The 11,931-nt window shown below is 74.0% G+C and carries 12 protein-coding genes; 7 read left to right on the forward strand and 5 right to left on the reverse strand.

Annotation, left to right across the window (positions count from 1 at the left end):
* Window positions 1-23: 23 nt before the first annotated feature.
* Window positions 24-590 (reverse strand): snapalysin family zinc-dependent metalloprotease, encoded by a 567-nt coding sequence (locus MICAU_RS05505; protein ID WP_013284302.1) that lies wholly within the window; start codon window positions 588-590, stop codon window positions 24-26.
* A 116-nt stretch (window positions 591-706) separates the two neighbouring features.
* Here MICAU_RS05505 and MICAU_RS05510 point away from each other — a divergent pair, with 116 nt between their 5' ends.
* From MICAU_RS05510 to MICAU_RS05530, 5 genes are all read left to right on the forward strand, one after another.
* Window positions 707-1,096, forward strand: a complete 390-nt coding sequence (locus MICAU_RS05510) for a globin family protein (protein WP_244879723.1) — start codon at window positions 707-709, stop codon at window positions 1,094-1,096.
* Between the two features lie 152 nt (window positions 1,097-1,248).
* The gene (locus MICAU_RS05515) at window positions 1,249-1,962 is read left to right on the forward strand and encodes a hypothetical protein (protein WP_013284304.1); all 714 of its coding nucleotides are present in this window, start codon (window positions 1,249-1,251) and stop codon (window positions 1,960-1,962) included.
* A 13-nt stretch (window positions 1,963-1,975) separates the two neighbouring features.
* Window positions 1,976-2,236 carry a class I SAM-dependent methyltransferase gene (locus MICAU_RS05520; protein ID WP_013284305.1) on the forward strand — a complete coding sequence of 87 codons (261 nt, stop codon included), beginning with the start codon at window positions 1,976-1,978 and terminating at the stop codon, window positions 2,234-2,236.
* A complete protein-coding gene (locus MICAU_RS05525; RefSeq protein WP_013284306.1) occupies window positions 2,233-2,640 on the forward strand; it encodes a hypothetical protein in 408 nt (135 codons plus the stop codon). Before MICAU_RS05520 ends, MICAU_RS05525 begins: the two co-directional genes overlap by 4 nt.
* Window positions 2,641-2,684: 44 nt before the next feature.
* On the forward strand, window positions 2,685-6,050 hold the full coding sequence (locus MICAU_RS05530; RefSeq protein WP_013284307.1) for an ATP-binding protein: 3,366 nt from the start codon (window positions 2,685-2,687) through the stop codon (window positions 6,048-6,050).
* A gap of 45 nt (window positions 6,051-6,095) precedes the next feature.
* On the opposite strand, the gene MICAU_RS05535 is transcribed toward MICAU_RS05530, so the two are convergent.
* Together MICAU_RS05535 and MICAU_RS05540 are read right to left on the reverse strand one after the other, a co-directional pair.
* Window positions 6,096-6,950: an ABC transporter permease gene (locus tag MICAU_RS05535; protein WP_013284308.1), complete on the reverse strand. Its 855-nt coding sequence runs from the start codon at window positions 6,948-6,950 to the stop codon at window positions 6,096-6,098.
* Window positions 6,947-7,960 carry a daunorubicin resistance protein DrrA family ABC transporter ATP-binding protein gene (locus tag MICAU_RS05540; RefSeq protein WP_013284309.1) on the reverse strand — a complete coding sequence of 338 codons (1,014 nt, stop codon included), beginning with the start codon at window positions 7,958-7,960 and terminating at the stop codon, window positions 6,947-6,949. Before MICAU_RS05540 ends, MICAU_RS05535 begins: the two co-directional genes overlap by 4 nt.
* A 353-nt stretch (window positions 7,961-8,313) precedes the next feature.
* On the opposite strand from MICAU_RS05540, the gene MICAU_RS05545 reads away from it, so the two are divergent.
* Together MICAU_RS05545 and MICAU_RS05550 are read left to right on the forward strand one after the other, a co-directional pair.
* A complete protein-coding gene (locus MICAU_RS05545) occupies window positions 8,314-8,814 on the forward strand; it encodes a hypothetical protein (RefSeq protein WP_013284310.1) in 501 nt (166 codons plus the stop codon).
* Window positions 8,811-9,860 (forward strand): hypothetical protein, encoded by a 1,050-nt coding sequence (locus MICAU_RS05550; RefSeq protein ID WP_013284311.1) that lies wholly within the window; start codon window positions 8,811-8,813, stop codon window positions 9,858-9,860. The genes MICAU_RS05545 and MICAU_RS05550 overlap by 4 nt, the downstream gene beginning before the upstream one ends.
* Before the next feature lie 45 nt (window positions 9,861-9,905).
* On the opposite strand, the gene MICAU_RS05555 is transcribed toward MICAU_RS05550, so the two are convergent.
* Window positions 9,906-10,889 (reverse strand): aldo/keto reductase, encoded by a 984-nt coding sequence (locus MICAU_RS05555; protein WP_013284312.1) that lies wholly within the window; start codon window positions 10,887-10,889, stop codon window positions 9,906-9,908.
* 107 nt (window positions 10,890-10,996) lie between these two features.
* Window positions 10,997-11,851: an aldo/keto reductase gene (locus MICAU_RS05560; RefSeq protein ID WP_013284313.1), complete on the reverse strand. Its 855-nt coding sequence runs from the start codon at window positions 11,849-11,851 to the stop codon at window positions 10,997-10,999.
* Window positions 11,852-11,931: the final 80 nt, after the last annotated feature.

Consider the following 11,931-nt stretch of genomic DNA (forward strand, 5'->3'; position numbering starts at 1 on the left):
CCGACCCCGTCGTCACTGCGTCGTCAGCGCTGGGCGCCCACCGTCGAGGCGGCCGGCCAGCTGCCGGTGAAGACCTGGGCGGGCGTCGCGCTGCGGGCGGCGAAGCCGAACAGCGAGTCGACCCGGGCGGCCTCGGTGGAGCTGGGGTACGGGTTGGTGCAGCTCGTGCCGGCGCTGCCACCGGACATCAGGATGGCGCAGTTGCCGTTGTAGTTGTCCGGCAGGCCGAGGATGTGGCCGATCTCGTGCGTCATGATGCGCAGCGGCGAGTACTGCTGGGCCTGGTAGTAGTCGATCACCACGCGGCCGTTGCCGAGGCTGGTGCGCTGGGCGTACGAGCCGCCGCCGTAGGTGTAGGTGATCCGCAGGTTGGACCCGCACTGGGCCATGTTGATGTTGTTCGTGTAGTTGTTCCAGATCGCCGCCGCCTGCACCGCCGTGTTGGCGAACGGGCCGGCCTGGCTGATGTTGTAGCAGACGTTGCGGACGGCGGCGGAGGCCGGAGCCGGGTTGACGGCTACCGCGCCGAGCGCTGCCAGCGTCGCGGCCGCGAGGGTGGCGAGGATCCGGGACAGCTTGGGCTTACGCATGGTTCACACTCCTTGGGATGGGGGGTGAGCGGAACGCCGCAAGCCTATAGATAGGTATTCATCGATATCAAGGGTTGCGGTGAACTGACCGGACTCGATCATCCGTACCCCTGGTCGTGCGGACCACGGAGGTGGCGACCTGTTCCCGCGAGCCCCGCGACCGGCTCGGCCCGGTCGCCGTGCGCGCGGCGGTGCACCGCTGGCTGCGGCTGATCGCGGCCGACGCGGAGTTGGCGCCGTACCTGATCGGGGTGGACCGCCAGCGGCTCGCCGCGCTGTTCACCGCCCGGCTGGGCGCGGCGCTCGGCGGGGTGCGGCGGGGTCCGGACGGCGACCCCGCGGACGCCGGCGGACCGGCCCTCGGTGGATCGCGGCGCCCGCCGCTGACCGGGGAGCAGCGCTGGCGCGTCCTGGACTACCTGGCCGCCGCGCTCTGGGCGCTCGATCTGCCGGCGGCGACGGTCGTCGACGCGCAGCGGGCCGTCGCCGGGTTGCTCCGGGCCTGAGCGACGGCGGGTCGCGTGAATGCGGCACAGGAACAGTCGTTCACGCCGCCGGGTATCCCCGGTTTTCCTGTCGACCTCCCGTCACACAGGGTGTTTTCCTGATCGCTTCCGGTCGATAACGTCGGGCCACTGCCGTCGACGAAGGGCCGACGATGAACGACAACGGACACCCATTCGACCGTCGGCGACTGCTCGCCGGCGCGGCGGCGGCCTCGGCGGTCACAGTGACCGGCCTGGCCGTCGCCTCCACCACCGGCGCCGCGGCGGCCGCTCCGAGCCGCCCCGCGACGCCGCTCATCACCAGGGACCGCATCGCCACCGCCGCGCTGCGCGCGCCCGACGGGTCCGCGCTCGCGGTCGCCGTCCAGGCCGACTTCCACGCCCGGCTCGCCGCCTGGCTGGCGTTCTGGTCGGCGAACTCGCCGTCGGCCTGGAGCGTGCCGGTGCAGGTGGTCGCCCGGATCGAGGCGGCCGGCGACGCGCTGGTGCTGCACGGGATCCGGCACCGCCGCGACGACGAGCTGCGCGCCGGCTTCGCCGCCGGCCGGCGGGACGCCACCCACCTGGCCACGCTGGCCAGCCTGCACCACCACTTCCCGAGCGTGCGGGTCCGCCCGGACGGCACGATCCGGGTCGCCGACGGACCCGCCGGGTTCACCGGCGCGCCGGAACAGGTCGCCTTCGCGGTCGCGGCCTGCCGCGAACTGTGGGGCGACGCGGCGGCGACCGTCCACCGCTGGGCGGAGCACGCCGCCCGGGTGCTCGCCCGCGCCGGGCACCGCACCGACGCCGCCTCGCACGCCGGCTGGGCGGCCTTCACCCGCACCAGCCTGCGTCGCGGGCTGGGCACCGAATCGTACGAGTGACCGGAGGTAGCACATGGCCCGCAACGAGTTCCGCTTCGTGGTCGACGGCGTCGACCTGAGCCCCGAGCAGCAGACCCTGATCGCCGCGGAGATCCAGAAGGCCGGCCTGGCCGCCCTGCGTACCGCCGACGCCAAGCTGACCAACCCGCTGACCGTCGGTCACGGCAACATCAAGCTGCGTCCCGAGTGGTACGGCCTCTGGGTCATCGACGGCCCGTTCGCCCAGGACCTCGGGCAGAAGATCAACGACATCGGGTTCTGGATCCAGCGGTGACCGACGCCGCCCGGCCGGCCGGCACGCCGGAGCGGATGTGCCCGAGCACCCCGGCGTCGAACGCCACCGTGTTCCTCGGCATGATCACTCCGGCGGGCCGGGTGGCCTACGTGACCCCGGCCGTACCGGCCGAGGTGGCGCTCGCCGGGCTCGGTGACTCCGACGAGCCGATCGAGTCGCGGGCCCGGCTCGCCGGCCCGTGCGTCACCTCGTCCTGCGGCTTCTGGACCGGCTCGCACTGCGGGCTGGGCGCCCGGATGGCCGCCTCGTACGCCGAGACCGCCCCGCCCGCGGAGGAGACGCTGCCGAAGTGTGCGATCCGGCGTACCTGCCGGTGGTTCGCCGAACAGGGACCGGCCGCCTGTCCGGCGTGCGCGCACGTCGTCACCGACGCGCGGATCTGAACGCTCCCCGGTTTGTCGGACCCTTCGACTAGCGTCGTGAGGTCATGGAGCCGAGGTTCGGCCAACACATCATCGGGCGGGAGCATCCCGCTGCGCTGCTGCGCGCCGAGGTGGCCCGGCTGGTCGACAGCCACGGCGGTCTCGTCCTGGTCACCGGCGAGCCGGGCATCGGCAAGACCACACTGGTCTCGGCCGCCGCCGACGAGGCCCGTCGCAGCGGGGCGCTGGTGCTCGGCGCCGCCTGCTGGGACTCCGACACCGCACCCGACTACTGGCCGTGGGTGCAGGTCCTGCGGCGGCTGGCCCGGTCCGCCGACGACCGGCGCGGGGTGCGGGAGGCGGCCGACGCGGGCCTGGCGGCACTGCTCGGCGAGCACGCGGCGGGTGACACCGCGGAGGCGACCGAGCCGGGCGACCCGACCGAGCCCGGCGACACGCACGTGGCCGAGCCGGGCGACGCGGGCCGGGCCGAGTTCGACAGGCACGACGCGGTGACCGCCGCCCTGGTCGCAGTCGCCCAGCACCGCCCGGTCGCCGTGGTCTTCGACGACCTGCACTGGGCCGACCCGGCGTCGCTGCGGCTGCTCCAGTTCGTCACCCAGCACGCCTGGTTCGAGCGGTTGCTGCTGATCGGCACCTACCGGGACGCCGAAGTCGAATCCGTCGAGCACCCGCTGCGGCCGTGGCTGCTGCCGCTCACCGCCAAGGCGACCACAGTCACGCTCGCCGGGCTCGATCGCGCCGAGGTGGCCGCGCTGATGGCCCGCACCGCCAGCCGGGAGCCCGACGCGAGCCTGGTCGCCGAGGTGCACCGGCGCACCGGCGGGAACCCGTTCTTCGTGGAGCAGACCGCCCGGCTCTGGCACACCCACGGCCTCACCGACACCGTCGCCCCCGGCGTACGGGAGGTGGTGCGCCGCCGGCTCGACCAGCTGCCCGCCCCGGTGGTCGAGGCGCTCACGGTGGCCGCGGTGCTCGGCCGCGAGTTCGACAGGCTGACGCTCGCCGCCTGCGTACCCGCCCCGGTCGCGCAGGTCGACCGGTTGCTCGGCCGCGCCGCCGCGGCCCGGCTGGTGCTGCCCCGGAGCGACGGACGCTTCGTCTTCGTGCACGACCTGGTCCGCGAGACGCTCTACGACGGACTGGCCGACGACGATCGGCGGGCCCGGCACGCGGCTGTGGTCCGGGCCGTCGACCGGTCGGACGCGCTCGCCGGCGTGCTCAGCCCGGCCCACCTGGCCCGGCACGCCTGGCTGGCCGGCGCCGAGCTGGAGCCGGAACGCGCCGGTGACCTGCTGCTGGCCGCCGCCCGCGACGCCGGGGGCCGGATCGCTGTGGACGAGTCGGTACGGCACTACCGGCGCGCGCTGGAACTGACCGGCGAGCCCGGCCGGCGGGTCCGGGTGCTGCTGGAACTGGCCGGGCTGTTGCACCACGCCGGCCCACCGGCCGAGGTCGAGCGGCTGCTGGCCGAGGCCGCCGCGCTGGCCCGGGAACTGCCCGATCCCGGCGTGCTGACCCGGGTGGCGCTCATCGCGCACCGGCAGCACTCCGCCACCCGCCGCAGGCTCGACGCCGCCGAGCTGGTCCGGGAGGCGTACCGGCGGTTGATCGCGGAACCGGAGCCGGAGCGGCCGGTACGCGCGCTGGTCACCGACCTGATCACGGCCACCGAGACGCTCGCCCGGCACGGCCGCGACGACGAGGCGCTCACCTTCAGCCTGTGGGCCCGCCACGACACCACCTGGGGGCTCGGCACCGCGCACGAACGAGCCGTGGTGACCGCTGAGATCCGCGAGGTGGCCCGTCGTAGCGGCGACCGGGAGACCGAGCTGTGGGCCACGGCGCTGCGCTGGGTCGCGTTGCTGGAGCTGGGCGATCCGGGCTACCGGCACGAGCTGACCGCGTTCGTGACCGGCGCGCGACGCGGCGACGTGGCCCGGCAGCGGGTGGCGGCGACCGCGGACAGCGCGATCATCGCCGCGTTCCGGGGTGACCTCGCCACCGCCGAGGCGTGCTTCGCCGAGGCGGAGAGCTACCGCGAGTCGGCGCACTCCGACCACGCGTTCATGACGCACCACATGCGCTGGTCGGTGCTGCTGCTGTACGGCCGCCTCACCGAGGCCGAGGCGGTGCTCGACCGGGTGGGCGCCGCGCACCCGCAGGCCGAGCTGCTCCGGGCGATCACCGCCGCCGAGCGCGGCGACGCGGCCACCGTGCTTCGGCTCACCGCCGCGATCGAGGCCGCGGGCACCGCGTACCCCCGGTCGGTGTCGCCGCTGTGGCTGCGCCTGCGGGCGCAGGCGGCGGCCGTGGACGGCGACCCGGCCCGGTGCGCGGAGGTGCGGGCCGCCCTGGCCCCGCACCGCGGGCAGTGGACGGCGGCGCTGTTCGGGTGCGACATCGGTGGCCCGGTCGACCTGTGGCTGGCCATGGCGGACGCGGCCGAGGGCCGGTGGGACGACGCGATCGACTGTTACCGGGCGGCCCGGGACGCCGCGGACCGGCTGGGCGCCCGGCCCTGGTCGGTGCTGGCCCGGGCCGGGCTGGTGGACGCGCTCGCCGGGCGCGACGGGCCGGGCGACGCGGCCGAGGCGTGGCGGCTGCGGGCCGAGACGGTGGCCGAGGCGCGGACGCTGGGCATGGTCCAGGTGGTGGACCGGCTGGGCGCGACGGCTCCCGCCCCGGCGGCGGCCTCCGCCGTGGTCGCGCCGGTGGCGGTCCGGCTCGGCGCGGGCGCCCCGGCTCTGGTCGCGTCGTCGTCGTCGCCCGGCCGCCGCGCCGCGTCGGGTCTGTCCCGGGCGGGTGCCGTCCACGGCAACGCACGGCCGCCCGACCCCGGCGCGGGCGGCGCGGACGTGATCCGGCCCGAGTTCCGGCCGGACGGGCCGGTGTGGCGCCTCGCGTACGACGGCGTCGTGGTGCACCTGCCCGACGCCAAAGGGCTGCACGACCTGCGGCTGCTGCTGAGCCGGCCCGGCACGGACGTGCCCGCCGTCGAACTGCTCGACCCGGCGGCCGGCCCGGAACTCGCCGCCGCGCGCCGCCTCGGCGCCGATCCGGTGCTCGACGACGAGGCGAAGGCCCGCTACCGACGGCACCTGCGGCGGCTCGACGACGAGATCGACCGGGCTGCGACGCGCGACGACGGGCGGCGGCTGGCCGAGCTGGACGCCGAGCGCGCGGCGCTGCTCGACCAGTTGCGTGCCGCCGCCGGGCTGGCCGGGCGCAGCCGGCGTCTCGGTGACCAGGCGGAACGGGCGCGCAAGGCGGTGACCGGGCGGATCCGGGACACCCTGCGCCGCATCGGCGAGCGGCATCCGGCGCTCGCCGCCCACCTGCGCGAGTCGGTCACCACCGGCGGCGCCTGCCGGTACCAGCCGGCCGAGCCGGTGCCCTGGCGGCTCTGACCGGCGAGGTGGCGGGGCCGTGTGGACCCCGCCACCGGTGTCACGTCAGCGACGGTTGTAGCGGTACATCGTCAGCGTGCCGAACACGACCACGAAGAGGGCGCTCCAGAGCAGCATCCACATGGTGCTCGGGCCGTCCATCGAGCCGGCCATCGCCGCTCGGACCGAGGTGACGAGCTGGGTGATCGGGTTGACCTTGACGAACGCCTGCAGCCAACCGGGCATGGTGGACGGGTCGACGAACACGTTGCTCAGGAACGTCAGCGGGAACAGCACCATCATGCTGGTCCCCATCACCGACTTCTCGCTGCGCAGCACCAGGCCGAAGAACGTCCACACCCAGGAGAACGCGAACGAGAAGACCACCAGCAGCCCGATTCCGGCCAGCACCCCGAGCAGCCCGCCGTCGGGACGGAAGCCGAGCACCACGCCCACGGTGAGGATGACCACGGCGGCCAGGACGTAGCGCAGCACGTCGCCGAAGATCATCCCGACGAGCGCCGACGGCCGCCAGACCGGCAGCGTACGGATCCGGTCGAAGACGCCCTTCTCGATGTCGCTGTTGAGCCCGACCCCGGTGTACATGGTGATCATCACGACGCTCGTGACCATGATGCCGGGCAGGAAGAACTGGAGGTACGCACGCGGGCTGTCGGCGAGCGCGCCACCGAACAGGTACGTGAACATCAGCACCATGATGATCGGGAACGCGGTCACGTCGAACAGCTGCTCGGGCACGTGCTTGATCTTCAGCAGCGCGCGCCAGCCGAACGTCAGCGACGCCGACAGCGCGCCGGGCCGGGCCGGCCGCTCGGCCGGGGCGAGCACAGTGGCCAGCGCCTCGGCGGACGGCATGTAGACGGACGGCGCCCGCCCGGTGGTGATCGCGGTGTCGCTCATCGCGCCGTCTCCAATTCGTCGTCCCGCTCGTCCGCCGGGACGGCCGGGTGGTCGGTCAGGGCCAGGAAGACCTCGTCCAGGCTGGGCTGGCCGAGGGAGAAGTCGTCCACCACGATGCCGGCGGCGGCCAGCTCGCCGAGCGCCCGCGCCGCCTGCGTACCCGCCTCCAGGTCGGTGCCGTGCTCGCCGACGCGGGCGGTCAGCGCCGCCGGGTCCGCGGCGAGCTGCACCGGTACGCCGAGCGACGCCCGCAGCACCTGCTCGGCCTGCGGCCGCTGCCCCGGATCGCGCAGCCGGATGTGGACGCTGCCCGCGCCGATCGACGCCTTCAACTCGCCCGGGGTGCCCTCCGCGATCACCCGGCCGTGGTCGACCACAGCGATCCGGCCGGCGAGCTGGTCCGCCTCGTCCAGGTACTGCGTGGTCAGCAGCACCGTCGTGCCGTACGCCACCACAGCCCGCACGATCGCCCACACCTGGTTGCGGCTGCGCGGGTCCAGCCCGGTGGTCGGCTCGTCGAGGAACAGCAGGTCCGGGGTGTTGAGGATGCTCGCGGCGATGTCGATGCGCCGCCGCATCCCGCCGGAGTACTTCTTCACCTGCCGTCCCGCCGCCTCGGTCAGCCCGAACGCGGCGAGCAGCTGCTCGGCCCGGTCCCGGGCGCCGGACCGGCCCAGCCCGAGCAGCCGGCCCAGCAGGACCAGGTTCTCCGCCCCGGTCAGGTCCTCGTCCAGCGAGGCGTACTGGCCGGTCAGGCTCACCCGGGAGCGCACCGCGTCGGCGTCACGCACCACGTCGTGTCCGAAGACCCGGGCCGTGCCGCCGTCCGGGCGCAACAGAGTTGCCAGCACCCGTACGGCGGTGGTCTTCCCGGCGCCGTTCGGGCCCAGCACTCCGTAGACGGTGCCGGCGGGAACCCGCAGGTCCAGCCCGTCGAGTGCCCGGGTCGAACCGAAGGACCGGACCAGGCCCTCGGCCTCGACGGCCAGGCCGGTGTTCCGGTTGCTCATGAATCGCTACCTCTCCTCGTCGGTGTTCTCGACAGCCGTACGGGTGTGCCGCCCGACCGATCGCCTGTTTCAACGAGGCCGGGAAGCTGTGGTGTTGTGCCGGCCTCACCCCGAAGGCGCCAGACGGCCCGCCAGATCCGATCTGGCGGTGGCGATTCCCGGCCGACGACGGCCGCTACGGGAGGAAGGCGGGGTTATGACCGTTCCCGCAGCAGCCCGCCGGATGACCGATCGTGGACAGTGCTTGATCGATCGCCTGCCATATGCTGCGCCGGCATCCGACGCACGGGGGCGCGTCCCGGTTGTGGTTACGCGGACGCCTCTCTGCGCATTGAAACCGAGAGGGGTCCACCGTGTCCATCGTCCGAAGAGTGCTCGGCGCACTCGCCGTGGCGGCCCTGGCCGTCACCGCCGCACCCACCGCCGCCGGTGCGGCGGCGGATCCGGCAGGCGTGCTCCACCTGACCGTCAGCAGGCTCGACGGCAGCCCGGCCGCCGGTAACGTCGCCGTGACGGCCGCCGACAGCAGCTACGACAAGGACCTCCTGCCGCTGGACGAGTCCGGGCAGCTCAGCGTGGAGGTGCCGGCCGGCGACTACAAGATCGCTGTCACCCCGGTGTACAGCGACGGCCAGGACGACGAGGTACTCAGGCAGTGGGTGCCGGGCCGGACCAGCTGGGCGCAGGCCGGAACGGTCCGGGTGTCCGCGGGGGACACGACGGAGGTCTCCGAGCGCCTGCTCGCGCCCAGCGGGTCGACCCTGCGGGCGCTCGACGCGGTCACCGGCGCCGCGGTCGACGGGCTGTGCGTGTTCCTCGACCCCGGCGCAATCCGTGCGGCGACACCCGGGTGACCGTCCCGCCGCTGATCCCCGGCCCGCAGGAGGTGTGGGTCTACACCCGCGACGACACCCACCTGCCCCGCTACGCCACGGTGAACGTCCTGGCCGACGGCAGCGGCACCGCCGTGGTCGTCCTGACCCCGGCCGCGAACGTGGTCTCCCGGGTGGTCGACGCGGCGACCGGCGCGCCCGTCGCCGGGGCCTGTGTGACGCCGACGCCCGCCGGTACCGGCGAGCTCCCCGACAACCCGGGACGGTACTGCTCCGACGCCTCCGGGAACGTCCGCGTCGGCCTGGTCGCGGCCGGCTCCTGGAACCTGTTCGCCCGCCCCGCCGGCGGATCGGCGTACGGCGCGCAGTGGGTCGGCGCGACCGGCGGCACCGGCGACGCGAAGCAGGCCCGGGTGGTCACTCTCCGGGCCGGGCAGACGGTCACCGTGCCCCCGATCCGGCTCGACCGCGCCGGTGTCGTCACCGGCACCGTGACCAGCGCGGCCACCGGCAGGCCGGCGACCTCCGGCGCCGTGACGCTCGCGCCCGAGTCGGGCTCCTTCCTGGACTGGGGTGTGAAGCTGGACGCGCAGGGCCGCTACCGGATCGACTGGCTCGGCCCGTACGCCTGGCCGCTGCTGTTCAGCACCGCCGACAACGCCGCCCAGTGGTCCGGCGGGTTCGCCCTGCGGGGCAAGGCCGTGCCGGTCACGGTCCGGGCCGGCGCCACCACCGTCTACAACCTCGCCGTGCGGCGTGGCGTCCTGGTCACCGGCCGGCTCGTCGACCCGGAGGGCCGCCCGGTGGTCGCCGAGCTGACGGTGCGCAACGCGCGTACCCGTGAGGTCATCGGCTATTCGTTGGATCTGGATCGCGACGGCGAGTACGCGCTGCGCGTGCTCGGCCCCCAGCCGGTCACCGTGGCGTGGCTGTGGACGCCGCCCTACGTCCTGTACGCCGGCTGGTACGACGGCGCGGCCCGCCCGGCCGACGCCACCGAGGTGACCCTGCCGGGCACCGGCACCCTGCGACTCGACGTCGCTGTCGACCGGTTCCCCGCCGGTTGAGCGGCACGGGCCGGGTGGCGTGCGAGCCACCCGGCCCGGCGCCGGTCAGCGCACCGAGTCCAGCCGGGTCCGCTGCTCGGCGGTCAGCTCCAGGTCGACGGCGGCAAGGCTCTCCTCCAGCTGCGCCACCGAGGAGAGACCGACGAGCGGGATCGACGGGATGTCCCCGCCCGTCAGCCAGGCCAGCACCACCTGGTTGACTGTGGCACCGGTCTCGGCGGCCACCGCCCGCAACGCCGCCAGCCGGGCCGGGGTGGCGGGCACCACGTACTCCTCGCCGAGCCGCTCCGGCCGGACGTACGCGCCCTTCAGCAGCGGCGAGTACGCGACCAGCGTGAGCTGCGGCTCCGTGCGCAGGTAGCTGAGCAGGTCGGGGCCGACCCAGCCGACGTCGCCGTCCGGGTCCAGCTCGCTCGGCACGTCCAGCCGCCGGGGCAGGTAGCTGCGGTGGTACTGGAGCACCTCGTACCCGGGCAGGCCGGCCGCGGCGGCGAGCGCACGGGCCCGCTCGACCCGCCAGGCGCGGTGGTTGCTGGCGCCCAGCAGCCCCACCGTGCCCTCGGCGACCAACTCGGCGAAGCCCTCCACGGTCTCCCGCATCGGGATCGTCCGGTCCTCGATGTGGGCGTAGAGCAGGTCGATCCGCTCGACGCCGAGGCGCTCCCGGCTGCGCTCGGCGGACTCGCGGATCACCTTGGCCGACAGCCCTTCCGGGTTGTCCACATAGCTGGTGCCGGGCGCGAGCGGACGGGCGCCGAGCTTCGTGGCGATGACCACCTCGCCGCCGATTCCGCGGCTGCGCCGCCAGCGGCCGAGCAGCTCCTCGCTCTCGCCACCCTGGCCCCCGTTGTGCCAGAAGGCGTAGTTGTCCGAGGTGTCGATGAAGGTGCCGCCCGCCTCGACGTACCGGTCGAGGATGGCGAACGAGGTGGCCTCGTCGGTGGCGGTGCCGAACAGCATCGCGCCGAGGCTCAGCACACTGACCTCGCGACGCGTGGCCGGGTCCGTGCCGATGGTGCGGTAGCGCATGTCTTCCTCCCCGTCGGAGCTCTGCCGGTCACCCTGCCCCTTCGAGTGCGCGCGAAGTCAACAACGGAGGGGCCCCGGGATTCCGGGGCCCCTCCGACGCGTGACGCTCAGCTCGGGATGTAGTCGAACTCGTCCGGGTTCGGGCCCGTCCGGCCGGCCTCGCCCCGGTCCAGCGAGGTGAGCCGCTCCATCGCGGTGTCGTCGAGCGTGAAGTCGAAGATCGCGAAGTTCTCCTCGATCCGCTTCGGCGTGGTCGACTTCGGAAAGACGATGTCGCCGCGCTGCACGTGCCAGCGCAGCACCACCTGGGCCGGGGTCCGGTCGACCTGCTCGGCCACGTCGACGACTGTCGGGTCGTCGAGCACCTTGCCCTGCGCGATCGGCGACCACGCCTCGGTGAGGATGCCGTGCGCCTTGTCGTACGCCCGCACCTCCTCGTTGCCGAGGTAGGGGTGCGCCTCGATCTGGTTGACCGCCGGCACCACGTCCGCCTCGGCGGCCAGCCGCTCCAGGTGGGCGACCTGGAAGTTGGACACGCCGATCGACCGGACCGTGCCCGCGTCACGCAGCTCCTCCAGCACCTTCCAGGTGGAGACGAAGTCGCCGTCGTAGCGGGTGGGCAGCGGCCAGTGGATCAGGAACAGGTCCAGGTAGTCGAACTTCAGCTCCCGCAGCGACTGCTCGAACGCCTTGCGGGCGTCGTCCGGGCGGTGGAAGCCGTTGTTCAGCTTGCTGGTGACGAAGACCTCGCCGCGGTCCAGCCCGGAGGCACGCAGCGCCTGACCCACCTCGGCCTCGTTGCCGTACATCTGGGCGGTGTCGATGTGCCGGTAGCCGACCTCCAGCGCGGTGCCGACGGCTCGCGCGGTGTCCTTCGGCTCGATCTGGAAGACGCCGAAGCCGAGCTGCGGGATGGTGTTGCCGTCGTTGAGTGCGATGTCCGGAATGTCGTTCTGGGCCATGAGAGCCTCATCTCCGATCGTGCGGTGCCCGGGGGCGCGTCCGTGCCGACCGCCCCCGGCCGTGCCAACCGGATGTCTCT

The organism is Micromonospora aurantiaca ATCC 27029 (genome assembly GCF_000145235.1).
In the GTDB taxonomy this organism is placed as follows: domain Bacteria; phylum Actinomycetota; class Actinomycetes; order Mycobacteriales; family Micromonosporaceae; genus Micromonospora; species Micromonospora aurantiaca.

Coding starts and splice junctions, on each gene's coding strand:
- MICAU_RS05505 (WP_013284302.1), bottom strand. CDS start 590: ATGCGTAAGCCCAAGCTGTCCCGGATCCTCGCCACCCTCGCGGCCGCG.
- MICAU_RS05515 (WP_013284304.1), top strand. CDS start 1,249: ATGAACGACAACGGACACCCATTCGACCGTCGGCGACTGCTCGCCGGC.
- MICAU_RS05520 (WP_013284305.1), top strand. CDS start 1,976: ATGGCCCGCAACGAGTTCCGCTTCGTGGTCGACGGCGTCGACCTGAGC.
- MICAU_RS05530 (WP_013284307.1), top strand. CDS start 2,685: ATGGAGCCGAGGTTCGGCCAACACATCATCGGGCGGGAGCATCCCGCT.
- MICAU_RS05535 (WP_013284308.1), bottom strand. CDS start 6,950: ATGAGCGACACCGCGATCACCACCGGGCGGGCGCCGTCCGTCTACATG.
- MICAU_RS05540 (WP_013284309.1), bottom strand. CDS start 7,960: ATGAGCAACCGGAACACCGGCCTGGCCGTCGAGGCCGAGGGCCTGGTC.
- MICAU_RS05555 (WP_013284312.1), bottom strand. CDS start 10,889: ATGCGCTACCGCACCATCGGCACGGACCCGGCCACGCGTCGCGAGGTC.
- MICAU_RS05560 (WP_013284313.1), bottom strand. CDS start 11,851: ATGGCCCAGAACGACATTCCGGACATCGCACTCAACGACGGCAACACC.